A 24,854-nucleotide genomic window follows, 5' to 3' on the forward strand; every position below is an offset into this window, starting at 1 on the left:
TGACATGAACAATGCGCTGACCACCACACCGGTTCTGCCGGACCGTTTCGCCAACCCGCTGCGCCAGATCAAGGGCGTGCTCGACCAGCCGATCGTGCGCCGGTCGCTGCCGATGACGATGATGATCGGCCTGATCGGCGCCGCCGCGCTGGCCTGGGCGACGATGTCGACGCCGACGCAGAAGACGCTGTTCACCGGCCTGCCCGATTCGGACAAGGCATCGGTGACCGCCGCGCTGACGCAGGCAAACATCAAGAGCCATATCGATGACGGGTCGGGTGCACTGACGGTCAACGAAGAGGATTACAGCAAGGCGCGTCTGTTGCTGGCGGGCCAGGGCCTGCCCAAGGCGGCACCCGGCGGCTATGCGATCCTCGATCAGTTGCCGATGGGCGTCAGCCGTGCGGTCGAAGGCGAACGCCTGCGCCAGGCACGCGAGACCGAGCTGGCCAAGTCGATCGAGGAGATCGACGCGGTTGCCGAAGCGCGTGTCCACCTTGCCGTCCCCGAAGCATCGGTGTTCGTGCGCGACAACGCCAGTCCCAGCGCATCGGTGATTCTGAAGTTGCAGGGCGGCCGTTCGCTGTCCGACGCGCAGGTCAATTCGATCATCAACCTGACCGCGTCGTCGGTACCGGGGATGAAGCCCGACAGCGTCACGATCGTCGACCAGATGGGCGCGCTGCTGACCAAGTCGGGCGGCGGCGCAAGCGATACCGGCAACGACCAGCGCATCGAGTTCCAGCGCCGCGTCGAGGACAAGTATCGCACCCAGCTGATCCAGCTGCTGACCCCGCTGATCGGTGCAGGCAACTTCACCGCCGAGGTTCAGGCCGATGTCGACCTGAACGAGACCCAGGCGACGCGCGAGAAATACGACGCGCCGGGCGTACTGCGCGCGGAAACCGGATCGTGGACCGGCAACCAGAAGGATGGCGGCGCCACCACCGGCGGCATCCCCGGTGCGCTGTCGAACACCCCGCCTGCGTCCAGCACGATGCAGTCGCCGCAGGCCGCCAACGGCACCTCGGGATCGCCCGCGCCCGCCGCCGGTGCCGCGGCACCCGACCCGATGAAGCAGTCCGACAGCTTCCAGCGCGCCTATGACCTCGGCAAGGAAGTATCGGTCACGCGTGCAGCCCCCGGCGGCGTCAAGCGGCTTTCGGTCGCCGTGCTGCTGCGCGATCCGGACAAGGGCCGCCGCACCGCGATGGAGATCAACCAGGTCACCGATCTGGTGAAGAGCGCGGTCGGGTTCGACGCCGCACGCAACGACAACGTCACCGTGATCAGCCGCAAGTTCGCTGGCGCCGATGTCGTCGCCGACAAGGCTCCCTGGTACGATGCCGGCTGGCTGCCGATCGTCGCGCGCAACGTCACCGCGATCCTGATCGCGCTGCTGGTGCTACTGCTCGGCGTCCGTCCGCTGGCAAAGGCACTGATGAAGAAGCGCGACGATGCCGCCACCGATCGACCCGCACTCGGCGTGCCGATCGTCGGCGAGGAGGCGATCACCACCGCGCCCGTCGTCAGCCTCGACCAGCTCGAGAACAGCCGTGGCTATGACGACCGCATCGGCGCGGTGCGCGGCTTCACGCGCGACAACCCGACCCGCGCCGCACTGGCGGTCCGCGACATGATCAAGGCGGACGCCAAGTGACGCTCGCTTTGGCCGAACCGCAACGCAGCTATACCGGGGTCGAGCGCGCAGCCGTGCTGATGATGCTGGTCGGCGAGGAGGAAGCCGCGGCGATCCTCCAGAAGCTCGATCCCGAGGAAGTCCGCCAGCTCGGCAAGGCGATGTTCGCCGTCGCCGACGTCAGCGAACTGGAAGTCGAGGACGTGCTCGACGATTTCGTCGCCCACGCCCGCGAGCGCACCGCGATCGGGTTCGATCCGCGTCCCAAGATCGAGGCGGTGATGAACCGCGCGCTGGGTCGCGAAAAGGCCGAGAGCGTGCTCGCGCGGATCACCCCGCCCGAAGCCGCGTGCGAACTCGAACTGCTCGACTGGCTCGACACCTCGGAGATCGCGGCGATGATCGAGAAGGAACATCCGCAGATCGCTGCCGTGCTGATCGCCAATCTCGACCCCGCGGTCGCCGGCCAGGTGCTCGAACTGATGCCGGATGCGATGCAACCCGACATTCTCCACCGCATCGCACGGCTTGGACCGATCACCCCCGAGGCGGTAGACACGCTGAAGACCCTGCTCGCCAACCGCAGCGCCACCCCGTCGGGCGGCGCCGGTGTTACGCTAGGCGGTACGCGCGAAGCGGCGAAGATCCTGCAGGGCGCCCGGAAAGCGACCGAGCAACGGGTGATGCCCAAGCTGTTCAAGATCGACAAGGACGTCGCGAAAGCGATCGAAGAGGCGATGTTCGTCTTCGACAACCTGCTGTCGCTCGACGACAAGAACCTGGGCATGCTGATCCGCAACGTCGATGGCGAGATCCTGACCAAGGCGCTGAAGGGCGTCGACGAATCGGCACGCGCACGCTTCCTGGGCTGCATGTCGGCACGCGCCGCGGACGGCATCCGCGACGAAATGGAATCCCGTGGGCCGATGAAGCTGGCCGAAGTGCTGGAAGCGCAGAAGACGATCATCCAGATCGCCCGTGCGCTGGCCAAGGACGGTACGATCCAGATGGGCGGGGGCGACGACGATTATGTCTGATTTCGTGGCGGGTATCGCCGCGCGTCACGATGCCGCCGCGCTGGCGATGCGCACGGCGTTTCCGATCGCAGCGACCTTTGCGCCGGCCGACCTGCGGCTGCGTGCCGCGACGCGCGGCCCGGTGCCGTTCAAGTCGCAGGGCAGCGGGCCGAGGCATTTCAGCCCGGCCGATCCCGATTTCAACCCGACCGCCGGCTGGGATCCGATGGATGCCGCCGCCGAGCAGTCGAGCTTCATCGACCCGCTCGCGGCCGCGCACGCCAATGGCTATGCCGAGGGGCTTGCCGCGGCCGCAGCCGCCGCGCTTGCTGAGACTGCGCGCGATCAGGCTTTCGGCACCGCGCTTGCGGCAGCGCTGGGTTCGGGCGACCGCATCGACCGCGAACGCGTCGCGCAGCAATTGCGCCAGACCGTGATGCATCTGGTCGGCAAGTTGGTCGGCGAGATCGGCATCGCGCCCGAACTGCTCGCCGCCCGGATCGAGACCGCGAGCGACCTGCTCGCCGACAAGACCGAATCGGCGTTGCTACGCGTCCATCCCGACGACGTGACGTTGCTCGAAGGGCATCTGCCCAAGGCGATCTTCCCGGTCGGCGACCCTACCCTCGCGCGCGGCAGCTTCGTCCTTGAATCGGCATCGACGATCGTCGAGGACGGCCCCGAATTGTGGCTCGAACAGATGGCGCTGGCGATCGACCGGATTTCGGTGCCGACCCCATGCTGAATCGGTTCACGACCGACTATCTTGAAACCCTGGGCATGGCCGATTTCACCCCCGCACCAAAGGTGTCGGGGCGGCTCGCCTCGTTCGACGGGCTGTTGATGGAGGCGGTCGGCCTCACCCTGCCGGTCGGTACCGTCTGCATGGTCGGCGGCGTCAACGACGCCAAGGTCGAGGCGGAGGTCATCGGCTTTCGTAACGGCCGCACGCTGCTGATGAACCTCGGCGGCCCCGCCGCGCTGCTGCCGCGCGCACCGGTGCGCCCGATCGGCGCGCCTGGCGAGGCGGAAGTCGGTGCAAGCCTGCTTGGTCGCGTCGTCGATGGCGCGGGCAAGCCGATCGACGGACTCGGTCCGATCCGCGGCGCCGGTCGCTGGCCGCTCGCCGGCAAACTGCAAAGCCCGCTCGATCGTGGCCGCGTCCGCCTGCCGCTCGACGTCGGCGTCCGCGCGATCAACGGCCTGCTGACCGTGGGTCAGGGCCAGCGCATCGGCATCATGGCAGGATCCGGCGTCGGCAAGTCGGTGCTGCTGGGCATGATCGTCCGCGCCGCGCAGGCCGACGTCATCGTCATCGGCCTGATCGGCGAGCGTAGCCGCGAAGTCGCCGATTTCCTCGAGACCAAGGTCGCAGGCGAAGCGCGCAAGCGTGCCGTCGTCGTCGCGGTGCCCGCCAACCACTCGCCCGTCCTCCGCATCCGCGGCGCGCTTCGTGCCACGGCGATCGCGGAAGCGTTCCGCGCCGAGGGCAAGCAGGTCCTGCTGATCATGGACAGCCTCACGCGCGTCGCACACGCCGGTCGCGAGATCGGGCTGGCGCTCGGCGAGCCGGCCTCGGCCCGCGGCTATCCGCCGTCGGCGATCGCGATGCTGCCCAACATCATCGAACGCGCGGGCGTCGACGTCCACACCGGCGGATCGATCACCGCGATCTACACCGTGCTGGCGGACGGCGACGACGGCAACGATCCGGTGGTCGATTCGGCGCGCTCGATCCTCGACGGGCATATCGTGCTGAGCCGCGCACTCGCCGAACAGGGCGTGTATCCCGCGATCGACATCGGCCCCTCGGTCAGCCGCGTGATGACCGACATCGTCGGCCCCGAGCATGCCCGCGCGGCGCGTGTGCTGCGACGCCATCTTGCGACCTATGAGCAGAATCGCGACCTCGTGCTGATGGGCGCCTATCGTCCCGGCGCCGACCCCGCGATCGACGCCGCGATCGCCTGCCACCCCGCGGTGATGGAGTTCATCCGCCAGGACGCCGACGCGATCGTGCCGCTGCACGACGCGGTCGCCGAACTGACCGGCGTGTTCGGCGATGGATAAGAAGGTTCTCGCACGCATTCATCGCGTGCGCACCTTGCAGCTGGGACTGGTCCGCGCCGACGAAGCCCGCGCGCACGACAAATTCGCCAGCGAGACCGAACTCGGGCGCCGCATCGCCGAACTCGCCGACGCGATCGCGCCGACCGAAGAGACCGGCGCCGGCGTCTCGCTAGCCGCCGCCGCGCACTACCGCGGGCGCCTGCACCAGTCCGCTGCGGCCGCGCGCGACCGGCTGCAATCCGCCGAATACCAGGCCAACCGCGCGACCGAAGCGACCCGCTCGGCCAAGCGCGACCAGAGCGCGGTCGAGAAGCTGATGGCGCGCGCCGATGCCGAGGCGGTGCTGAAGGCGATCCGCAGCCTGGAGGAAGCGCCACCGCTACGGAAAATCCGGCACGATCCTTGCTAGGTTGAGGGCGTTCCCTGTCGAGACCCCAAGCATGATCCAGTCCGCGACTGCACCCCGGCCCCCGTCCCCTACCGATCGCAGCACCGATTCCCGGCGTAGCGACGCTGCGGGCACGTTCCGGCAGTCGCTCGCGGCCTTCCTGGATGCGCGCGACGGCGACGATGCGCCGCCCGTCGCGGCCAGGCCCGGCAACGACGATCCTGCCGCCGACGGCAAGCCGTTGCCGGATCAGCCCGCCGCACCCCCGACCCCGCCGCTCGCCTGGCTTGCGCAGCTCGCGCCGGCCGCCACGACTGCGCCGCCCGTTGCCGATGCCCGGCCGCAACCGCCGGTCGCGCTAGCGGCGATCCTGCCACCGGCCGCTCCGGCCCTGGTTGCGCCGATGCTCGCGCTAGTGTCCGACGCGCCGCCCACCATGAAAGCCGCATCGATCGAAGCCACCGGCACGCCGGTCGCCGATGCGCCACCGTCCGAGTCGAAGAGTGTCGAGCCCAAGGTCGATACGTTTGTCCTTCCCGCGGTCCCCGATCCTGCCCCGCGCGGTGCAGCGCCGGCGGCCGAAGTGTTCGGCGCCGCGATCCGCGCGGCGACCGGCAAGGACGACGATGCCACGACGCGCCGCGACACCGCCGACACCGGTCCGCTGCCGATCGGCGCGGTCGGACTGGAGCCGCAGCGTCACGCCGTGCTCGCGACCGGCGACGTCCAGCAGGCGCCGCTCGACACGCGTCATGGCAATTTCCCGCACCAGATGATCGACCGGATCGAGCAGCTGCGCGACGACGCCAACGCCAACGACACCCGGATCCGGCTGATCCCCGATGCGCTCGGTCAGATCGACGTGACGATGCGCCGTGACGGCGAGGCGGTGCACGTGCATTTCGCCGCCGAACAGGGCGCGACGCGCGCGCTGCTCGAGGATGCCCGCCCGCAACTGGTGGACCTCGCCGCCGCGCGCGGGATCAACCTCGGCCAGACCTCGGTCGGGTCCGATAGCGGTTCGCAGCAACGACCCCAGACCCCGATACATACAATGCAGCCGCAGCGTGCCGCAACGCCGACCGCCGCCGCTGCCGCTGCCGCCCCCGACGACATCCGCATCGCATAAGGACCGACCATGAGCGACAAGACCGAAGACACGCCCAAGAAGAAGGGCAAGATGGGCAAGCTGATCGTGATCGGCGTGGGCGCGATCGTGCTGATCGGCGGCGGGATCGGCGGCGGGCTGTACGCCGCCAATTCGGGGCTGATCGGCGGCGGCCATGCCAAGATCGACACCGGCCCGAAGCTCGTCCCCAAGAGCGAGCAGAAGCACGCCAGCAGCGGCGAGGGGCATGAGGGTGGATCGAGCGTCGCGCCCGCGACCGGACCCGGCGGCGACAAATACGCGTCGAATTACTACCCGATGGAAAAGGACTTCACCGCCAACCTGCAGAACTCGACGCATTTCGTGCAGGTCGGGGTCGCGGTGTCGACGCCGTACGACGATTCGGTGATCGCGGGCCTCAAGACCAACGACATCGCGATTCGTTCGGCGATCCTGCTCGCGCTGGGCGACACCAACGAGGACGAGGTGTTCACCGGCGAGGGCAAAAAGAAGCTGCAGGCGCGCCTGGTGAAGGCAATCAACGATACATTGCTGCAAAAGGAAGGATTCGGCGGGGTTAGTAACGTCTACTTTACCAGTTTCGTCGTTCAATGAGGCATGGTTAACGACCCCGCAACCACCAGGGCGCCCGAACGGCGTACGCGATCGCGAAGCGGCGCATCCCATCAGGGTGTGCTGGGTCCGGCCAAGCTCAATCCGTTCGGCGACCTCCACACGCTGCAGCACCTTTCCGCACGCCTGGCTCGCGGCGTCCGCGGGGTGTTCGAAACGTTGCTGCGCGACGAGATCCGCTGCTGGGCGGAGCCGTTGGTGGTGCAGCGCTTTGCCGATTACCGCGCCGAACGCGCCGAGGGGCTGACCGCGTGGCTGCCGATGGCGATGACCACCGCGGGATCGGTCGCGCACGGCCAGGCGCTGTGCGTGATGGACGGCAAGTTCGTCCTCGAACTGCTCGACCTGTTCTTCGGCGGCACCGGTACCGCGCCACAGACGCTGCCGACCGAGTTCTCGCCCGCAGGCGAAGCGATGGTCGCGCGGATCGGATCGATGATCGAGGGTCCGCTGAAAGCGACGTGGGAACCGCTGGCGAAGATCGACTTCGCACCCGGCCATGTCGAATCGAGCGCCGCGATGCTTGCGGACATCGACGGCGAGGATGCGGTGATCGTGACCCGCTTCGGGATCGTCGCGGGAACGGCAGCGCCGGTATTCGTCGACCTGCTCTATTCGGTCGCGGCACTGAAGCCGCACGGCGCCTCGCTCACCGGCAAGGTCGTCGGCAAGCCCGCCGAACCCGATCCGGTCTGGCAGACCGCACTGACCCGCGCCGCGATGAACGTGCGGTTCGAGATCCGGTCGGTGCTGGCCGAGCCGGTCGTCCCGCTGTCGCTGCTGCTCAACCTGAAGCCCGGCGACGTCATCCCGGTCAGCTTCGGCACCGAAGTGCCGATCATGGTCGGCAACGACCGGCTCGGCTCGGGCACCGTCGGCACCTCCAACGGCCGGGCCGCCATCCAGATCACCCAATTCGCGCGTATCGACGAAGGACAGATGCAATGAACGACATGACCGGCGGATTCCCCGTCGACGGCGCAGTCGCCGCCAATTTCCGGCTGCTCCAGGATGTCGACGTCAAGCTGACGGTCGAGATCGGCTCGACCAGCCTGACGCTGCGCGAGCTGCTGGCGCTGGGCGAATCGAGCGTGATCGAGCTCGACCGCGATGCCAACGAACTGCTCGACGTGTTCGTCAACGGCACGCTGATCGGCCGCGGCGAGGTCGTCACCGTCGGCGAGCGCTTCGGCGTGCGGATGACCGAGCTCGTCACCCCCGACAAGCGCGGCTGACCAGCGATGATGTGGTCCTATATCCTGAAGCTCGCGATCATGCTGCCGCTGGTGTGCGGGCTGATGATCGGGTGCCTGCTGCTGTGGCGCAAGTTCGAGACGCGGATGCCCGGCAAGCCGACCACGCGGCTGATCGCGGTCAAGGAAACGATGATGATCTCGCCCGGCGTGAAGCTCGCGGTGATCGAGTTCGAGGGTCGGCGCCTGCTGGTGTCGGTCGCACGCAGCGGCGTCACCCTGGTCGACCGGGTCGGCGCATGAGCATTACCGTGACACGTCGCGGTACCGGCCCGTCGCTGATCCACGCGGTCGCCACCCGGCCGCGTGTCGGACCCGCCAAGATCGTGTGGCCCAAGATCGTATGGATCCTGCTAGCCGTGCTGATCGCGCTGCTGATCGCGATGCCTGCCTTCGCGCAGGCCGCCCCCGCCGCGGCACCCGCGCCCGGCGTCGGCGATGCGGTCGACCGCGCGATCGGCCAGCTCGGTGGCCAGGCGTCGGGCAACACCGGGCAGAGCGGCTCGCTGTCGCTGTCGCTGCAGGTCCTCATCATCATGGGGCTGCTGACGATCCTGCCGGGGATCCTGCTGATGATGACCAGCTTCACGCGGATCATCATCGTGCTGTCGATCCTGCGCCAGGCGCTCGGGCTGCAACAGACGCCGCCGAACCAGGTGCTGATCGGCCTGTCGCTGTTCCTGTCGTTCTTCGTGATGGCGCCGACGATCAACCAGATCAACGCGCAGGCGATCCAGCCCTATGCGCAAGGCAAGCTCGCCGGCACGCAGATGATCACGACGGCGGGCGTGCCGCTGCACAACTTCATGATCAAGCAGACCCGCATCAAGGATGTCACGATGTTCGCGCAGATGGCGAAATCGGGCCCCTATGCGTCGCCGAACGACATCCCCTTCTCGGTGCTGCTGCCCGCGTTCGTCACCAGCGAGCTGAAGACCGCATTCCAGATCGGTTTCCTGATCTTCCTGCCGTTCATCGTCATCGATCTGGTGGTCGCGACGGTGCTGATGGCCCTGGGCATGATGATGCTCAGCCCGACGATCATCTCGCTGCCGTTCAAGCTGCTACTGTTCGTGCTGGTCGACGGCTGGGCACTGACGATGGGCAGCCTCGCCAGCAGTTTCGGGACCTAAGCCGGTGGACGCGCAATATTTCCTGTCGATCGCCAACCAGACGATGTGGGTGCTGGCGCTGGCCTCCGCACCGATCCTGATCCCGGTGCTGGTCTCGGGGCTGATCGTCGGGATGATCCAGGCGGCGACCTCGATCAACGAGGCGACCTTGTCGTTCGTGCCGAAACTAATCGTGGTGGCGGTGTCGATTTTGATCTTCGGGAGCCTGATCCTGGGGTTGCTCAGCGACTTCACGATCAGCATCTTCGAACGCATCCCGGATCTCGTGAAATGAGCTTCCTTCTTCCCCCCTCCCGCAAGCGGGAGGGGCCGGGGGTGGGCTCGCGCTATCCACGTCAGCTACCGCCGAGAACGCGAGCCCACCCCCAACCCCTCCCGCAGGCGGGAGGGGAGCAGAATAATGCTAGGCTTCGGCCTCTCGATCGAACCGCAGCTGTGGGCGCTGATCTTCGTCATGATCCGCGTCGGCGCCGCGTTCGCGGCCGCCCCGGTGTTCGGCGCGGTTGGCGTGCCCGTCACCGTGCGCGTGACGCTGGCCGGTGCGATCGGCTTCCTCGTGCTCGCCGCGCATCCCGTCACCCCGCCGGCACAGATCTTCAGCACCGCGACCATGCTCGCGGTCGCTGCCGAAGCGCTGGTCGGTGCGGCGCTAGGCTTCGTCCTGCAGATTGGATTCGCCGCGCCGATGGTCGCCGCGGAAATCATCGGCGGATCGATGGGCCTCGGCTTCGCTAGCGCGATCGACCCGCAGAACGGCCGCTCGACGCCCGCGCTCGGCCAGTTCTTCTCGGTGATGCTGACCCTGCTGTTCCTGTCGGTCGACGGCCATCTGATGCTCGTCGACATGATCGTGCGCAGCTATGATGCGATGCCGGTCGGCAATGCGTGGCTCGGCGCGGATCGCCTGCGTGCTATCGCGTTCTTCGGCGGCTACACCTTCCTTGCCGGGCTACTCCTCGCGCTGCCGGTCGGGTTCCTGCTGCTTTTGCTCAACATCGTCGTCGGCATGATCAGCCGCGCCGCGCCCGCGCTCAACCTGTTCGCGATCGGCCTGCCCGCCAGCCTCGCGGTCGGCGTCCTCGCGCTCGCGATCGCGTTCCCGGCGATGGGCGATTACATGCTCGTCATCGTCCGCGAGAGCCTCGCTGCGACCGAACGGCTGGTGTTCGGCTGATGGCGGACGAGTTCGGCGAAAAGACGGAAGCCCCAACTCCCAAGAAGCGCAAGAAAGCGGCCGAGGACGGCAATGTCCTGCGCTCCAAGGACTTTTCCACCGCGTTCGTCGTGCTGGCGGGGGTCGGCTGGCTGATCTTCGCGGGCCCCTCGCTGCTCGCGGCGTGCAAGGCGGTGATGGCGGCGAGCTTCAGCTTCGGCCGCGCCGACGTCGAGGACTTCTCGCCGTTCCGCCCGCTCGCCGAAGCCGGGTGGAAGCTCGCCCCCTCGATCATCACGCTGCTCGTCGTCAGCATGGCTGCGGCGATCTTCAGCCAGGTCACGCTCGGCTCGCCGACCTTCAACGCCAAGCTGATGGCGCCGAAACCCAACCGGCTGAACCCGGCCTCGGGCCTCAAGCGCATCCTCGGCCCGACCGGCTGGATCGAGCTCGGCAAGTCGCTGCTGAAGGTCGTGCTGCTCACCGCGATCGGCGCCTGGGCGCTCTGGAAGGCGCAGCACATGGCGATCGGGCTGGTCGCAACCGACCTGCCATCGGCGATGAAGGCGCTGAGCGGGACGTTCATCGGCATCCTCGTCGCGATGTCGCTGGGTCTCGTCGTGATCGCCGGCGTCGACCTGCCGGTTCAGATCTTCCGCCTGCTCGGCAAGCTGCGGATGACCAAGCAGGAGGTGAAGGACGAGCACAAGGAGAGCGAAGGCTCGCCCGAGGCCAAGGGGCAGATCCGCCAGCGCCAGCGCGAGGTGTTGCGGCGCGGGTCGCGCAAAGCGATCGCCGAGGCGCATGTCGTGCTGACCAACCCGACGCATTTCGCGGTCGCGCTGCGCTACGATCGCGGTCGCGACCAGGTGCCGGTGGTGGTCGCCAAGGGTCGCGGCGCGACCGCGCTGGCGATCCGCGAGATCGCCGCCGAATATGCGGTGCCGGTGCTCGAATACCCCCAGCTCGCCCGCGCGGTCTATTACACCAGCCGCGAGGACCAGGAGGTCCGCGACGACCTGTACGTCGCGATCGCCGCCGTGCTCGCCTTCGTATTCGGCCTCAACGCGAAGATGGGCGGGACCACCCCGCTACCCGCGATCGAAGTGCCGCCGGGCGCCCGCTTCGACGAGAACGGGGTGAAGGTCGGGTGATTCCAAACACCACGTCATCCCGGGCTCGTCCCGGGATCCAGGGTTACAGAGTACGGCGCTTGCGGCCCTGGATCCCAGGACGAGCCCGGGATGACGGGGGAAATGATGCGTCCCGCCCTAAACATCGGTCCTTACCGGTCGTTAAGACTCGTAACGCGCAAAGGGCCCCGGCATGACCACGACGACCGCCACCACCTCATCGACGACGGCGACGGCAGCCACGTCGGCGGTCGCGTCGATCGTCAAGACGCTGGGCAGCGGATCGGGCGTCGACACCGTCACGCTGGTCCAGCAGCTGGTCGACGCGCAGTTCGCGGTCAAGAACAGCCAGCTCGCCGCCAAGGCCGATACGCTGACCGCGCAGATCTCCGCGGTTTCCGCGCTGAAGAGCGAACTGACCAATTTCGACGGCGCGCTGAAGTCGCTGGTGACGAGCGGGTCGCTGACCACCCAGCCGACCAGTTCGAACACCGGCGTCGTCAACGTCACCGCGACCGCGGGCGCCCGGCTCGCCGGACTATCGGGCCAGCTGACCGTCAACCAGCTCGCCTCGGCTCAGGCCGCGACCACCAATACCGCGATCCCGCGCACCACCGCGTTCAACGCCGGTACGCTGACGCTGCGGTTCGGCACCGACACCACGACGGGAACCCCGCCGGTGACGGCCTTCAACCCCGGTGGCGGCGCGCCGATCGACATCGCGATCGGTGCGGGCGACGCGACGCTCGACGGCATCGCAGCCAAGATCAACGCCGCGAACAAGGGTATCACCGCGACCGTCGTCACCGACGGCATCGGCGCGCGCCTGACCATCAAGGGTGCGAGCGGCGCGTTGCAGGCGTTCTCGCTGACCGGCGCCGACACCGATCCCGCCGCGACCGGCGCCAGCCTGTCGACGCTCGACGTCGGCCGCGGCGCGACCGGCACCACGATCGGCACCAGCGCAGCCGATGCCAGCGTGACGCTGGACGGCGCGACGTTCCACCGGTCGTCGAACACCGTCACCGACCTGATCACCGGCGTGAAGCTGGAGCTCAACGCGGTATCGACGACGCCGGTGACGCTCGGCGCGACCGCCCCGACCACCGCGCTCAGCGGTGCGGTCAACGATTTCGTCGCGACCTTCAACCAGCTGCAAAAGATCGTCGCGACCGATGTCGATCCGTTCACCGGCGTGTTGCGTACCGATACGACCGTGACCGCGATCTCGCGCAGTCTGGCCAAGCTCACCACCGCGAACCTCGCGACGCCGGCCGCACCGGGGGCGCCGCACACGCTCGCCGACCTCGGCGTCACCACCAACCGCGACGGATCGCTGTCGGTCGATTCGACCAAGCTCGCCGCCGCGATCACCAAATATCCCGACGCGGTCGAGGCGCTGTTCGCGTTCGGCAAGGGCGGTGCCGCCAATGACGGCATTTCCGGCGCATTGTCGGCGATCGTCAGGCAGGCGACGGTCGCCAGCGCGGTATCGGACCAGGATCTGAGCCTCAACGCATCGACCAAGCGACTGACCGACGCGCAGGCCGCCATCGTCGATGCGCAGAGCAAGGCCGCCGATCTCGCCACCGTCACCAAGACGCGGATGACCGCGCAATTCTCGAAGATGGATTCCGCTGTCGCCGCCTACAAGTCGACCCAGGCGTTCCTGACGCAGCAGATCGACGCCTGGAACAACGCAGGCAAGAACTGATGCAGTACGCCTCTACCCTGTCGCGCGATCCGGCCGCCACCTATCGTCAGATCGACGTCGTCGGCCGGTCCGCGACCGCGAGCGCGGCGGGCCTGGTCCAGCTGCTCTACGAGGAACTGGTCGCCGCATTGCGCGCGAGTGCCTGGGCCGCCGAGCACCGCAAATACGCGATCAAGAGCGACCGAATCACGCGCGCGACCGCGATCCTGTTCGCGCTCGAGGCGGGGCTGGATTTCGACAAGGGCGGCGATGTCGCGATCACGCTGGCGCGGTTGTACGCCGGTGCCCGCACCACGATCATCAACGCCTCGCTAGGCCACGACCCCGCACCGTTCCGCGACACCGCGGACAATCTCGACGAGATCGCCAAGGCTTGGCGCAGCATCAGCAACTAGCGGCTGCTACCCTTCGCCCGTCATCCTGACGAAAGTCAGTACCCAGGGTAACGAACGCAAACGTCTGGGGCTCTGGGTCCTGACTTTCGTCAGGATGACGGAGCGGGGGTCGGCTACCGCCTAAACCAGTGCCGCTGGACGAAATACACCACCACGCCCGCCGACAGCAGCGCGCAGATCCCGCAGATCGCGTCGAACGCCCAGGGCTCCTGAGAATAGGGCAAGTTGGCGACGTTCATGCCGTACAGCCCGGTGATGAAGGTCAGCGGCAGGAACACCATCGCCGCGATCGAGATCACCAGCCCGCGGGTATCGAGCTGTTCGGCGCGCAGGTCGGTCAGCGTCTCGTGGATCAGCGCGGAGCGTTCGCGGATCGATTCCAGCTCCTCCGCCATCCGTGCCGCCCGGTCCGCCGCCGCCGCGAGGTGCAGCCGGTCGTCGTCGGCCAGCCAGTCGCCGGGCAGTGCCGCCAGCTTCTCGAGTGCGGCGCGTTGCGGGTTGAGGAAGCGCTTGTAGCCGATCGCCGCCACCCGCACCTTGCTGACGGTGCGGCGCAGTTCGAAGACGCGCTCGGCGTCGAGCTGCTCCTCGCAATCGTCGAGCTGGTCGCCGAGCCCCGCGACATCGGGATCGAGATCGGACGTGATCGCGGTCGCGAACGCCGCGATCAGGTCGCCGGGATCGCGTATCTCGCCGCGCTCGACCATCTTTTCGACCTCGGCGACGGCGATCAGCGGCTTGCGCGTGACCGAGAACACATGCCCCTTCACCGCCCAGATCCGCACCGACGCGAGCAGGTCGGAGGTGTCGAGCGTCTCGTCCGATCGCCCGCGCAGGTTGAGGAACGCGCCGTCCCCCACGCCTTCGCACCGCGGCCGCGTCTCGGTCGCGGTCAGCGCATCGACGACATAGTCCTGCAGCTTCGCCTCGTCGCGCAGCCAGCTCTGCGCATGCTCGGCCGTGGTCGACAGATGGACCCAGACCAGATCGGCATCGCAGGTCAGCGCTTCCTTGACTTCGATCCGGGTCGCCTTGGCGTCGGTGATACGAAACCCGAACCCACTCATGCACGCATCTCCAGGTCGACCGACAGGCCGGTGCCGGGCTCAACGGGCATGACAGCGCAAACGATCCGCGCCGCATCGGCACGCGCACGATCGAGGATCGCCGCCGGCACGTCGGGGCGGTGATAGACGCGATCGGCCGAAGCGAGCGTCCGCGCCTGGCGCAGCGTCAGGTCGTCGGGATCACGGGACGTCAGGCCAATGCTAACGCGCTCCCCTCCCTGGAAGGGAGGGGTCGGGGGTGGGTCGGCTTGGGGCAAGGCCGTCGTTCCACCAAGAGCAAACCCGGCCCCTCCCTTCCAGGGAGGGGAGAGCCACGCGTCGACGTCGGGATCACCCCTGAGCAGGTCGAGCGGGCCATTTTCAGCCATAGCATCCGCCAACGCACGGCGGCGGGACGCAGCCTCCGGAAACACCGCGCGCAACCGCCCCCGCGCATCCTGCAACGCCGTCGCCAGCGCGCCCAACCTAGCCGGCACGATCGCCTCCAGCCGCTGGCGCAACGCCGCCGCGAGTCCCGCCGAAACCCCACTGGTCCCGATCGCGATCAGCACCGGTGCGCGGTCGACGATCGCCGGCACGGTGAAGTCACACAGCGCCGAACGGTCGACCGCGTTGACCAGCACGCCGCGCGCCTTCAGCCGCGCGACCGCCGCGACCGCGTCGTCCTCGTCGTCGATCGCCACGATCGCCAGCGCCGCCTGCGCATCCTCGCCGACGATCGTCGCCCCCGCCCGCTCCAGCAACCGTCGCTTGGCGTCCGCCGCCTCGCCCTCGCCGAGCAGGATCACCGGACGGCCTGCCAGCCGCACGAACAGCGGCAGGCTCTGGAACGTCATGCGTCGGTATCGGGGCGCGTCAGCCATTCCGGCATGCGTTCGGCGGCCATGATCGTCTCGGGCTCGATGCGATCGGCGACCACCGCGAACCGGTCGCCGTCGACCAGCACTTCGGGCACCAGCGCGCGGCTGTTGTACATCGATGCCATCGTCGCGCCGTACGCGCCGGCGGTGCGGAACACCGCGAGGTCGTCGCTCGCCACGACGTCGATGTCGCGGCCCATCGCGAAGGTATCCCCGGTCTCGCACACCGGCCCGGCGATGTTCGCGGTCATGCGTTCGCCGGTCGGTTCGACCGCGACGAAATCATGCCAGGCGTCGTACATCGCCGGCCGCATCAGGTCGTTCATCGCCGCATCGACGATCACATAGGGGTTCACGACCCCGGGCTTGACCCACACGACCTTGGTCAGCAGCACGCCGGCATTGCCCGCGATCACGCGGCCCGGTTCGAACATCAGCTCGACGTCCCACCCCTTCGTCGCGCGCGCCACCATCGCGCCATAGTCGGCGGGGCTCGGCAGCACGTCGCCCGGCTTGTACGGTACGCCCAGGCCACCGCCGAGATCGACATGGCTGATCGTATGTCCCGCGGCGCGCAGCTCAGCGACCAGTTCGCCGACCCGCGCATACGCCGCCTCCAGCGGCGCGAGATCGGCCAGCTGGCTGCCGATATGGATCGCGACGCCGCGCAGGTTCAGCCCCGGATGCTTCGACAGCCGGTCGAACATCGCCGGGGCCTGGTCGATCGCGACGCCGAACTTGTTCTCCTTGCGCCCGGTCGAGATTTTCGCATGCGTGCCGGCATCGACGTCGGGGTTCACCCGCAGCACTGCCGGCGCGGTCAGCCCACGCGCATGCGCCAGCGCCGCGAGCACTTCGCCCTCTTCCTCGAGCTCGAGGTTGAACTGGCCGATCCCGGCGTCGAGCGCGCGCGTCAGTTCGTCGCGGGTCTTGCCGACACCCGAGAACACGATGTCCTTCGCCGGGATCCCGGCAGCCAGCGCGCGCATCATTTCGCCGGTGGACACCACGTCGGCACCATAGCCTTCCTCGGCCAGCACGCGCAGCACCGCGAGGTTGGGATTGGCCTTGATCGCATAGGCCAGGTGGACGCGGCCCGCGCCCGACAGCGCCTCGCGGAACACCTGCGCATGACGGCGGAAGGTCGCGGTCGAATAGACATAGACCGGCGTACCCACCGCCTCGGCAATCACCGGCAACGGCACGTCCTCGACGTGGAGGACACCGTCGCGGTAGTCGAAATGGTTCATGGATGTGTCTTCTGAAGGAGGATCAATCGGCCATCAAACCCGCCATCAATTGGGGGGCGGCAGGTCGAATTCGTCGCTGCGCCGCGGGACCGAGGATTTGAGCAGCTCGTCGCTGCGTTCGGGCCGCTGCTGCGTCGTCGGGGTCAGCAACTGCGTTGGCGTCGGCGTCGTCCGTGCCCCGTACGGCGCGACCGGCAGCGCCTTGCCCTCGACGGGTTTCAGGCCAGCCGCCGCACCGCAGCCGCCAAGCGCCAGGGTCGCCATCAGGATCAGCCGCTTCATGCCTTGTCTCCCCGTGCAACGCGGATCGCGGCACGCACATTGTCCGGCGCGGTACCACCGAAGCTGGTCCGGCTGGCGACCGACGCGTCGACCGAAAGCACGCCGTACACGCGTTCGTCGATCCGCGCATCGATTGCCTTCAGGTCCTCGATCTGCAGCACGTCGAGCGCGACCTTCCGCTCCTCCGCCAGCTTGACCGCGCGCCCGGTGACGTGATGCGCCTCGCGGAACGGCAGCCCCGCCTCGCGCACCAACCAGTCGGCCAGATCGGTCGCGGTCGCAAAGCCGCTCTCGGCCAGCCCGCGCATCCGATCGGTGCGGAACGTCGCGCTCTCGACCATCCCGGTCATCGCCGCGATCGACAGCGCGAGCAGGTCGTGCGCCTCGAACACCGGCGGCTTGTCGTCCTGCATGTCCTTCGAATAGGCGAGCGGCAGGCCCTTCATCGTCACCATCAGCGCGGTCATGCAGCCGAGGATACGGCCGCTATGCCCGCGCACCAGCTCGGCCGCGTCGGGATTGCGCTTCTGCGGCATGATCGAGCTGCCGGTCGACCATTGATCGCTCAGCGCGACGAAGCCGAACGGCTGCGACGCCCACAGCACGAACTCCTCGGCGAGCCGCGACAGGTGCAGCGATACCTGCGTCGCGGCGGTCAGGAACTCGATCGCGAAGTCGCGGTCGCTGACCCCGTCGAGCGAGTTGGTCATCGGCCCGTCGAAGCCGAGCGCCGTCGCGGTCATCTCGCGGTCGATCGGGAAACCCGTGCCCGCCAGCGCAGCCGAGCCCAGCGGCGAGCGGTTCATCCGCGCACGGGCATCGACAAATCGCCCGACGTCGCGCGCGATCATCGCATGATACGCCATCATGTGATGCCCCAGCGTCACCGGCTGTGCGGACTGCAGATGGGTGAACCCCGGCATCACGCTGGCGGCATGCTCGTCGGCGCGGGTCAGCAGCGCGGCCTGGAAATTGCGCAGCGCCGCCAGAATCTCGTCGATCGCGTCGCGCACCCACAGCCGGAAATCCGTCGCGACCTGGTCGTTGCGCGAGCGTGCGGTGTGCAGCCGCCCGGCGACCGGCCCGATCGCCTCGGCCAGCCGCGCCTCGGTCTGCATGTGGATATCCTCGAGGACCATGTCCTCGGCGACACCGTTGGCTTCGTAATGCGCAGCGACCTGGTCGAGCCCCGCTGCGATCGTCGCGGCGTCTTCCGCGGAGACGATCCCGCGCGCACCGAGCATCGCGACATGCGCCTTGGATCCCGCGATATCCTGCCGCCACAGCCGCTTGTCGAAGGGGATCGACGCGTTTATCTCGCGCATGACCGCGGCCGGCCCCTCGGCGAAGCGCCCACCCCACATCGCATTGGACCCGTCCATGGTATCGCGCGTGCTGATCGTCTGTCTCCTGGGTCTCGCCGTCACGGGCTGCGATAGGAAATCGCCGGCTCCCGAGCAAGCACCCCAGCCTGCCAACGTGGTTGCCACCGACGAGGTCGCAGCCGCGCCGGACGAAGTCACCGCCGGTCCGGCCACCCCCGTCGACAAGCTCGACCGCAGCCACAAGGGCGAAACCGGCCCAACGGTCGCGTTCACCGCGCCCGACGGCAAGTCGGTGACGCTCGCCAGCTTCAAGGGCAAGCCGCTGCTGCTCAACATGTGGGCGACCTGGTGCGCGCCCTGCGTCGCCGAGATGCCGACGCTTGATGCAGCCGCAGGCACGCTCTCCCCAAAGGTGCAGGTGATCGCGGTCAGCCAGGATCTTCAGGGCGCGGCCAAGGTCACGCCGTTCTTCGCCGCCAAGAAGTTCGCGAACCTGAAGCCGTATCTCGACCCGAAGCTGGGCCTGAGCCTCGCCTATCAGGCCAATCTGCCGACCACGATCCTGTACGATTCGGCCGGCAAGGAAGTGTGGCGGATGACCGGCGGCTATGAATGGAACACGCCAGCGGCGGCCAAGCTGATCGCCGAGGCGTCGTAGCGCAGGGTCAGTTGTAAAAGGGGAAAACGCCCCGCCCGCTCTGCACGGGGGGGTGCGGCTGAGCGGGGCGCCGAACCAGGACGACTTGGGAGGGTCCGGCTCTGAATCCTAGATAGTATCCCGGTCTTGATTTGCAACCGGTGCCGGCCCGCCTTGGTGACGAGCCAAAGGTTAAATGGCGGGCCGACCGGGGGCCTTTACCCCAAGTTCCGGTCGCCCGCCCAGTCCCCTCGAAACAGTCCCCTCGAACGTCGGCAACCTTGCCGACGCGATCAGACCCGCATCGGCATCAGGACGTACAGCGCCGGCGCCTTGTCGTTCTCGCGGATCAGCGTCGGCGCGGCGGCGTCGGCGAGGTGGACCTCGACCATATCACCGTCGACCTGCGCCAGGATGTCCATCAAATACCGGCTGTTGAAGCCGATCTCGAACGGCAGCGAGACATATTCGCCGGGCACTTCCTCGGCCGCGGTGCCGTTCTCGGGCGAGGTCACCGACAGCGTGATCTTGTCGCGGTCGAGCGCCATCTTGACCGCACGGGTCTTTTCGGTGGCGATCGTCGAGACGCGGTCGACGCCTTCCATGAAGCTTTTCGGGTCGATCCGGAGGATCTTGTCGTTCCCGGTCGGGATCACCCGGCTGTAATCCGGGAAGGTGCCGTCGATCAGCTTCGAGGTCAGGATTGCGCTGCCCAGGTCGAAGCGGATCTTGGTCGGCGACAGCGACACGCCGACCGAGCCGTCGACCTCGTCGAGCAGTTTGCGCAATTCGCCGATGCACTTCCGCGGCACGATCACGTCGGGCATCGATTCGGCACCCTCGGGACGCGGCAAGGTGACGCGCGCGAGGCGGTGGCCGTCGGTCGCGGCGGCCTTCAGCACCGGCGAACCGTCGCCATCGGCGACGTGCAGGAAGATGCCGTTGAGGTAATAGCGCGTTTCCTCGGTCGAGATCGCGAACCGCGTCTTGTCGATGATCTGCTTGAGCGTCTCGGCGGGCAGTTCGAACTGGGTCGGCAGCTCACCCTCAGCGATCACCGGGAAATCATCGCGCGGCAGCGTGCCGAGCGAAAAGCGCGCACGGCCTGCGACGATCGTCATGCGACCCTCGGCGGCGGCAAGCTGGACCTGGCTACCCTCGGGCAGTTTCCGCGCGATATCGAACAGCGTGTGCGCCGACACCGTCGTGGCGCCGGGCTGGTCGACCGCGGCCGCGACCGATTCGTTGATCTGCAGGTCGAGGTCGGTCGCCATCAGCTTCAACGTCCCCTCCGCCGTCGCCTCGAGCAACACGTTGGAAAGGATGGGAATGGTGTTGCGCCGTTCCACCACGGACTGGACGTGGCTCAGCCCCTTCAGGAGCGTTGCGCGTTCGATCGTCGCCTTCATGAAAATTCCCCCCGCCACCGCAGCCGGATTCGGGCTGGGGGCAATCCGCGTACAGCCTACCCAACAACAAAGGGTCGGAGCAAGCGCCCCGACCCTTCGCGTGTCACAGTAAATGCGTGGTTAACGCGCTCGATGAGTGGCGATCAGTGGCCGCTCAGAAGCGGAAGCCGTAGCTCGCGACGACCTGATGGCGATCGGTGTCGACGTCGAACCGGCTGCTGGTGCCGCCGGTCGCATAGTCGATGTTGCTGCGCTCGTACTTCGAATAGCGGTATTCGAGCTTGGCGTAGCTGTTCGGACCGACCGCATGCTCGGCACCCGCGCCGACGCGCCAGCCGTCGAGGTTGAACTTGGTGTCGGTGGTCTGGCTGGTGCTGCCGGCCAGCACGTTCAGCTTGGCGTTGGTGTAGCCGCCCTTGACGTACAGCATGGTCGCGGGGGCGACGATATAGCCGGCACGCGCGCCGACATAGATGTCGCGGCCCTGCTTAACGCGGCCGAAGCCGAAATCGCTGGTATAGTCGTTACGGTCGCTCTTCGCGGTCGAACCGGTCAGTTCGGCCTCGGCGCCCAGCACGACGTTGCTCGACGTCGCGATGTCGTAGCCGATGCCGCCGCCATAGAGCAGCCCGTCGATCTTCTGGTCGTCGCGTCCGTTGTTGTTCGACACGCTGCTGCCGGCGCCGGTGTGGTCATAGCCGAGCGTGGCTTCGACGCGGGGGCCGGTGAAGGTCGGCGCGCTCTGCGCCAGCACGGGGGTGGCGACTGCCGAGGTGGCGACCAGGAACAGGGCGATACGCTTACGCATGGGATACTCCACTCGTTGACTGCGCCCCCTAACGCGGAGCGCGCAGGCCCAATGGACCAGTCGCACCGGCGTTGCATGAACCCCAGATAAACAGCGAAATCCGTTGCGTTTGCGCCACAGGGGGTTGAAACGACGGCCATGATTCCAAGCCCGCGCCGAGCCGAAACGGAGGTCGGCCCAACCGAGTCCACGGGCTCCTCCGCGGGCCGCCGCCATGGTCGCGATTTCGTCGCGCGGCACGGCGAAACCGTCTTCAACGCCGCCGGCCGGCTGCAGGGTGACGCGCCGCATACCCCGCTGACCCGCGCCGGATTCGCCCAGGCCGACGAGATGGGCCGGGCGTTGCGACAGCTGCTCGGCGCCCGACCCGCGCTGACATTATGGGCATCGCCGACCGGGCGCGCGCTGCAGACGCTGGCGATCATCGCCGAGCATCTGGCGCTCGACTGGCACGGCGCCCGCACCGATCCGCGACTGGTCGAGATCGGCATGGGATCCTGGGGCGGCCGCTCCTATGCCGACATCGCGGCGGAGTCCGGGTCGATCCTCCTGCCCGGCGGTGCATTGAAATGCGCGCCCGACGGCGAGACCTATCCGCAGATCGCGGCGCGGGTCGGCGGCTGGCTGGCGGATACCGCGGACGATCCTGGCGACCGGCTGGTGATCATGCACGGCATCTCGAGCCGGGTGATGCTCGGCGTGATGACCGACGCACCGGTAAATCCGTTGCTCGGCGCGCCGATCGCCGAAAGCCTGCCGCAGGGGTCGGTGACGCTGGTCGAAAACGGCCGCGCCAGCATTCCGCATCGCGGCACCGGCATCGCACCGGCATGAAGGCGCTGTTGGTGCTGCTGCTGATCGCGACGCCGGCTGCGGCGCGCGAGCAGATCGGCATCTACAAGCGCTGGGGCACGTTCCGCGATGCAACGCCGACGCGCTGCTACGCGATCGCGCGACCGCTTATGGCCGGCGGAAGACCGACCGGATTCGCCAGCGTCGCGAACTGGCCGAAGCGCGGGCTGCGCGGCTCGCTGCATATCCGCCTCAGCCGCGAACGCGATCGCTCGGCCGGCGTGACGCTGACCATCGGCGAGCGCCGCTTCGCGCTCGTCGCCACCGGCCTCGACGCCTGGGCCGCCGACGCCCCCAGCGACCGCGCCATCGTCGCCGCGATGCGATCCGCGCGCAGCATGAGCGTCGAGGCGGTCGGCCTCGGTGGCCGCCCATTCGCCGACGTCTATGCGCTGGCCGGCGCCGCGACGGCGATCGATGCGGCGATGCTAGCGTGTAGCGGAGGCTGACGTTTCTCCAGCGCAGCGCTTTCCGTTGGCCACCACCCCGGCGAAGGCCGGGGCCCAGTTGGAAAGGTGGTCGTAACGGCGGACGGAGCTTCGTTACTTCCGTCCCCAAACTGGGCCCCGGCCTCCGCCGGGGTGGTGCTGGTTCTGGATTTTGCGGTGGCGTGTTTGCGGTGTCTCGACACCCCGATCCCGCAGCCAGTAGAAAAATCACGAAAATTCCGCTAAGGGCCGCCGCCATGCAGTCCGCCGCCAATTTGATGCCCATCCCCGGGCACATCGATCCCGTGCCCGTTCCCCGCAGCTTCGTGCCGCGCAGCGATGGGCGCATCGACCTGCTCGGGCTGTCGCTCGCCGATCTGCGTATGGCGCTGGAGACGTCGCAGCTCGAGGAGAAGCAGGCCAAGCTGCGAGCGAAACAGCTGTGGCACTGGATCTACAATCGCGGCGCGACCGAGTTCTCGGCGATGACCGATATCTCGAAGACGATGCACCCATGGCTGGAGCAGCGCTTCGTCATCAGCCGCCCCAACGTGGTCGAGGCGCAGGTGTCGACCGACGGGACGCGGAAGTGGCTGCTGCGGTCGGACGACGCGCAGGATTACGAGATGGTGTTCATCCCGGACGCGGATCGCGGCACGTTGTGCGTGTCGAGCCAGGTCGGCTGCACGCTGAACTGCACGTTCTGCCACACCGGCACGATGCGGCTGGTGCGGAACCTGACTCCAGCGGAAATCGTCGGCCAGGTGATGCTCGCGCGCGATTCGCTGGGCGAGTGGCCGAGCCAGCCCGAGGGCCGCATGCTCACCAACATCGTGATGATGGGGATGGGCGAGCCGCTGTATAATTTCGAGAACGTCCGCGACGCATTGAAGCTGGTGATGGACGGTGCGGGCCTCGCGCTCAGCCGCCGCCGGATCACGTTGTCGACGTCGGGCGTGGTGCCGATGATGGCGCGCGCCGGGGCCGAGATCGGCGTCAATCTGGCGGTGTCGCTGCACGCGGTGACCAAGGAGGTGCGCGACGAACTGGTGCCGCTCAACCGCAAATACGGCATCGAGGAATTGCTCCAGGCGTGCGCCGACTATCCCGGCACCAACAACGCGCGCCGCATCACGTTCGAATATGTGATGCTCAAGGACAAGAACGACTCCGACGACGATGCTCGCGAGCTGGTCCGGCTGCTGCGCAAATACGAACTGCCGGCGAAGGTGAATTTGATCCCCTTCAACCCCTGGCCCGGCGCGGACTATGAGTGTTCGACGCCGGAACGGATCAAGTCGTTCTCCAGCATCGTGTTCGGCGCCGGCATCTCCGCGCCGGTGCGCACCCCGCGCGGCCGCGACATCGACGCGGCGTGCGGGCAGCTGAAGACCGCGTCCGAGAAGAAGAGCCGCGCGCAGCTGGATCGCGAAGCCGCGCTTGCCTGATCTCGGCGCGATCGCGCTGGCAGCAGGAGCGGGCGTGTTCGGCGGCGCGATGAACGCGCTGGCGGGCGGCGGCAGCTTTGCAACGATGCCCGCGCTGATCGGGCTCGGCCTGCCCTCACCGCTTGCCAACGCCACCAGCAACGTCTCGCTGCAGCCCGGCGCGATGGCGAGCGCCTGGGCCTATCGCCACGGGCTCGCACCGGTCTCCGGCGTCGGGATGCGGACGATGGCGGGGGTTACCTTTATCGGCGGACTGGTCGGCAGCCTGTTGCTGGTCGCGACGTCCGCGCACGCGTTCGACCTGATCGTGCCGTGGCTGCTGCTGTTCGCGACGCTGGCGATCGCGTTCAGCACGCAGGCGTCGTTGTGGCTGCGGTCGCGGGTTGCGATCGGGCCAAAGTCGCTGGTCGGCGTACAGGCGCTGCTCGGTGTCTATGGCGGCTATTTCGGGGGCGGCGTCGGGCTGATGCTGACCGCCGCCTGGGGGCTGTTGTCGGGCGCCAGCCCCGCCGAACTCGCCGCGCCGCGGACGCTGATGCTCGCGGTCGCCAACCTCGCCGCGACGATCATCTTCATCGCCACCGGCATGGTCTATTGGGCGTTGTGCGTGCCGATGCTGCTCGGGGGGATCGTCGGGGGACATTTCGGCGCGAAACTGGGGCTGGTGCTGCCTGCGCGGGTGATCCGGGTGTGGACGCTGCTGGTCACGATCGCGACGACGATCGTGTTCTTCTGGCGGGCGTACGGCTGAACTTGTTCTCGGCACCCCGCCGCCAAACCCGTCACCCCAGCGAAGGCTGGGGTCTCTCGTTACACAGCGCGCGCTTGCCGCACGAGACCCGAGCCTGCGCTG

General features: G+C 67.9%; 28 protein-coding genes. 21 read left to right on the forward strand and 7 right to left on the reverse strand.

Features of this window, described 5'->3' with window-relative positions:
- Positions 1-4: 4 nt before the first annotated feature.
- From fliF to fliS, 16 genes are all read left to right on the forward strand, one after another.
- Positions 5-1,660 (forward strand): flagellar basal-body MS-ring/collar protein FliF, encoded by a 1,656-nt coding sequence (fliF, locus tag SJY20_RS17120; RefSeq protein WP_380788279.1) that lies wholly within the window; start codon positions 5-7, stop codon positions 1,658-1,660.
- Positions 1,657-2,676 (forward strand): flagellar motor switch protein FliG, encoded by a 1,020-nt coding sequence (gene fliG / locus SJY20_RS17125; protein WP_380788281.1) that lies wholly within the window; start codon positions 1,657-1,659, stop codon positions 2,674-2,676. Before fliF ends, fliG begins: the two co-directional genes overlap by 4 nt.
- Positions 2,669-3,400, forward strand: coding sequence for a FliH/SctL family protein (locus SJY20_RS17130; RefSeq protein WP_380788283.1), 732 nt, complete (start codon positions 2,669-2,671; stop codon positions 3,398-3,400). Before fliG ends, SJY20_RS17130 begins: the two co-directional genes overlap by 8 nt.
- Positions 3,394-4,725, forward strand: a complete 1,332-nt coding sequence (locus SJY20_RS17135; protein ID WP_380788285.1) for a FliI/YscN family ATPase — start codon at positions 3,394-3,396, stop codon at positions 4,723-4,725. The genes SJY20_RS17130 and SJY20_RS17135 overlap by 7 nt, the downstream gene beginning before the upstream one ends.
- Entirely contained in the window at positions 4,718-5,134 is a 417-nt protein-coding gene (locus tag SJY20_RS17140) for a hypothetical protein (RefSeq protein ID WP_380788287.1), read from the forward strand. Before SJY20_RS17135 ends, SJY20_RS17140 begins: the two co-directional genes overlap by 8 nt.
- A gap of 31 nt (positions 5,135-5,165) precedes the next feature.
- The gene (locus SJY20_RS17145; RefSeq protein WP_380788289.1) at positions 5,166-6,242 is read left to right on the forward strand and encodes a flagellar hook-length control protein FliK; all 1,077 of its coding nucleotides are present in this window, start codon (positions 5,166-5,168) and stop codon (positions 6,240-6,242) included.
- A gap of 9 nt (positions 6,243-6,251) precedes the next feature.
- Positions 6,252-6,836: a flagellar basal body-associated protein FliL gene (fliL, locus tag SJY20_RS17150; protein WP_380788291.1), complete on the forward strand. Its 585-nt coding sequence runs from the start codon at positions 6,252-6,254 to the stop codon at positions 6,834-6,836.
- Between the two features lie 3 nt (positions 6,837-6,839).
- Entirely contained in the window at positions 6,840-7,802 is a 963-nt protein-coding gene (locus SJY20_RS17155; RefSeq protein WP_380788292.1) for a FliM/FliN family flagellar motor switch protein, read from the forward strand.
- The gene (gene fliN / locus SJY20_RS17160; RefSeq protein WP_332780947.1) at positions 7,799-8,089 is read left to right on the forward strand and encodes a flagellar motor switch protein FliN; all 291 of its coding nucleotides are present in this window, start codon (positions 7,799-7,801) and stop codon (positions 8,087-8,089) included. The genes SJY20_RS17155 and fliN overlap by 4 nt, the downstream gene beginning before the upstream one ends.
- Before the next feature lie 9 nt (positions 8,090-8,098).
- Positions 8,099-8,350 carry a flagellar biosynthetic protein FliO gene (locus SJY20_RS17165; RefSeq protein ID WP_380788294.1) on the forward strand — a complete coding sequence of 84 codons (252 nt, stop codon included), beginning with the start codon at positions 8,099-8,101 and terminating at the stop codon, positions 8,348-8,350.
- Complete coding sequence (gene fliP / locus SJY20_RS17170; protein ID WP_380788296.1) at positions 8,347-9,240, forward strand: flagellar type III secretion system pore protein FliP; 894 nt, start codon at positions 8,347-8,349, stop codon at positions 9,238-9,240. Before SJY20_RS17165 ends, fliP begins: the two co-directional genes overlap by 4 nt.
- A gap of 4 nt (positions 9,241-9,244) precedes the next feature.
- Positions 9,245-9,514 carry a flagellar biosynthesis protein FliQ gene (gene fliQ / locus SJY20_RS17175; RefSeq protein WP_147083703.1) on the forward strand — a complete coding sequence of 90 codons (270 nt, stop codon included), beginning with the start codon at positions 9,245-9,247 and terminating at the stop codon, positions 9,512-9,514.
- Between the two features lie 126 nt (positions 9,515-9,640).
- The gene (gene fliR, locus SJY20_RS17180; RefSeq protein ID WP_380788298.1) at positions 9,641-10,414 is read left to right on the forward strand and encodes a flagellar biosynthetic protein FliR; all 774 of its coding nucleotides are present in this window, start codon (positions 9,641-9,643) and stop codon (positions 10,412-10,414) included.
- The gene (locus SJY20_RS17185; RefSeq protein ID WP_380788300.1) at positions 10,414-11,547 is read left to right on the forward strand and encodes a flagellar biosynthesis protein FlhB; all 1,134 of its coding nucleotides are present in this window, start codon (positions 10,414-10,416) and stop codon (positions 11,545-11,547) included. Before fliR ends, SJY20_RS17185 begins: the two co-directional genes overlap by 1 nt.
- 172 nt (positions 11,548-11,719) lie before the next feature.
- Entirely contained in the window at positions 11,720-13,240 is a 1,521-nt protein-coding gene (gene fliD / locus SJY20_RS17190; RefSeq protein WP_380788302.1) for a flagellar filament capping protein FliD, read from the forward strand.
- Positions 13,240-13,635, forward strand: coding sequence for a flagellar export chaperone FliS (gene fliS, locus SJY20_RS17195; protein ID WP_380788304.1), 396 nt, complete (start codon positions 13,240-13,242; stop codon positions 13,633-13,635). The genes fliD and fliS overlap by 1 nt, the downstream gene beginning before the upstream one ends.
- A gap of 113 nt (positions 13,636-13,748) precedes the next feature.
- Here fliS and SJY20_RS17200 read toward each other — a convergent pair whose 3' ends face one another.
- From SJY20_RS17200 to argH, 5 genes are read right to left on the reverse strand one after another with little or no spacing between them, the layout of a single operon-like run.
- Positions 13,749-14,702 carry a zinc transporter ZntB gene (locus SJY20_RS17200; RefSeq protein WP_380788306.1) on the reverse strand — a complete coding sequence of 318 codons (954 nt, stop codon included), beginning with the start codon at positions 14,700-14,702 and terminating at the stop codon, positions 13,749-13,751.
- The gene (locus SJY20_RS17205; protein ID WP_380788308.1) at positions 14,699-15,538 is read right to left on the reverse strand and encodes an NAD(P)-dependent oxidoreductase; all 840 of its coding nucleotides are present in this window, start codon (positions 15,536-15,538) and stop codon (positions 14,699-14,701) included. The genes SJY20_RS17200 and SJY20_RS17205 overlap by 4 nt, the downstream gene beginning before the upstream one ends.
- Complete coding sequence (gene lysA, locus SJY20_RS17210) at positions 15,535-16,812, reverse strand: diaminopimelate decarboxylase (protein ID WP_380788310.1); 1,278 nt, start codon at positions 16,810-16,812, stop codon at positions 15,535-15,537. Before lysA ends, SJY20_RS17205 begins: the two co-directional genes overlap by 4 nt.
- A gap of 45 nt (positions 16,813-16,857) precedes the next feature.
- A complete protein-coding gene (locus SJY20_RS17215; RefSeq protein ID WP_380788312.1) occupies positions 16,858-17,094 on the reverse strand; it encodes a hypothetical protein in 237 nt (78 codons plus the stop codon).
- Positions 17,091-18,458: an argininosuccinate lyase gene (gene argH, locus SJY20_RS17220; protein WP_380788767.1), complete on the reverse strand. Its 1,368-nt coding sequence runs from the start codon at positions 18,456-18,458 to the stop codon at positions 17,091-17,093. The genes SJY20_RS17215 and argH overlap by 4 nt, the downstream gene beginning before the upstream one ends.
- A gap of 115 nt (positions 18,459-18,573) precedes the next feature.
- On the opposite strand from argH, the gene SJY20_RS17225 reads away from it, so the two are divergent.
- Positions 18,574-19,077, forward strand: coding sequence for a TlpA family protein disulfide reductase (locus SJY20_RS17225; RefSeq protein WP_380788314.1), 504 nt, complete (start codon positions 18,574-18,576; stop codon positions 19,075-19,077).
- Between the two features lie 272 nt (positions 19,078-19,349).
- Here the strand turns inward: SJY20_RS17225 and dnaN are convergent, their stop codons facing one another.
- Positions 19,350-20,465 (reverse strand): DNA polymerase III subunit beta, encoded by a 1,116-nt coding sequence (dnaN, locus tag SJY20_RS17230; protein ID WP_380788316.1) that lies wholly within the window; start codon positions 20,463-20,465, stop codon positions 19,350-19,352.
- Between the two features lie 154 nt (positions 20,466-20,619).
- Positions 20,620-21,273, reverse strand: coding sequence for an outer membrane protein (locus SJY20_RS17235; RefSeq protein WP_380788318.1), 654 nt, complete (start codon positions 21,271-21,273; stop codon positions 20,620-20,622).
- A 138-nt stretch (positions 21,274-21,411) separates the two neighbouring features.
- On the opposite strand from SJY20_RS17235, the gene SJY20_RS17240 reads away from it, so the two are divergent.
- The 4 genes from SJY20_RS17240 (at position 21,412) to SJY20_RS17255 (ending at position 24,752) form a co-directional block, all read left to right on the forward strand.
- Positions 21,412-22,107 carry a histidine phosphatase family protein gene (locus SJY20_RS17240; protein WP_380788320.1) on the forward strand — a complete coding sequence of 232 codons (696 nt, stop codon included), beginning with the start codon at positions 21,412-21,414 and terminating at the stop codon, positions 22,105-22,107.
- Positions 22,104-22,574, forward strand: a complete 471-nt coding sequence (locus SJY20_RS17245) for an invasion associated locus B family protein (protein ID WP_380788322.1) — start codon at positions 22,104-22,106, stop codon at positions 22,572-22,574. The genes SJY20_RS17240 and SJY20_RS17245 overlap by 4 nt, the downstream gene beginning before the upstream one ends.
- Before the next feature lie 236 nt (positions 22,575-22,810).
- Complete coding sequence (gene rlmN, locus SJY20_RS17250) at positions 22,811-24,001, forward strand: 23S rRNA (adenine(2503)-C(2))-methyltransferase RlmN (protein ID WP_380788324.1); 1,191 nt, start codon at positions 22,811-22,813, stop codon at positions 23,999-24,001.
- A complete protein-coding gene (locus SJY20_RS17255; RefSeq protein WP_380788326.1) occupies positions 23,994-24,752 on the forward strand; it encodes a sulfite exporter TauE/SafE family protein in 759 nt (252 codons plus the stop codon). The genes rlmN and SJY20_RS17255 overlap by 8 nt, the downstream gene beginning before the upstream one ends.
- Positions 24,753-24,854: the final 102 nt, after the last annotated feature.

Source organism: Sphingomonas sp. R86521 (assembly GCF_042466235.1).
Classification (GTDB): Bacteria; Pseudomonadota; Alphaproteobacteria; order Sphingomonadales; family Sphingomonadaceae; genus Sphingomonas.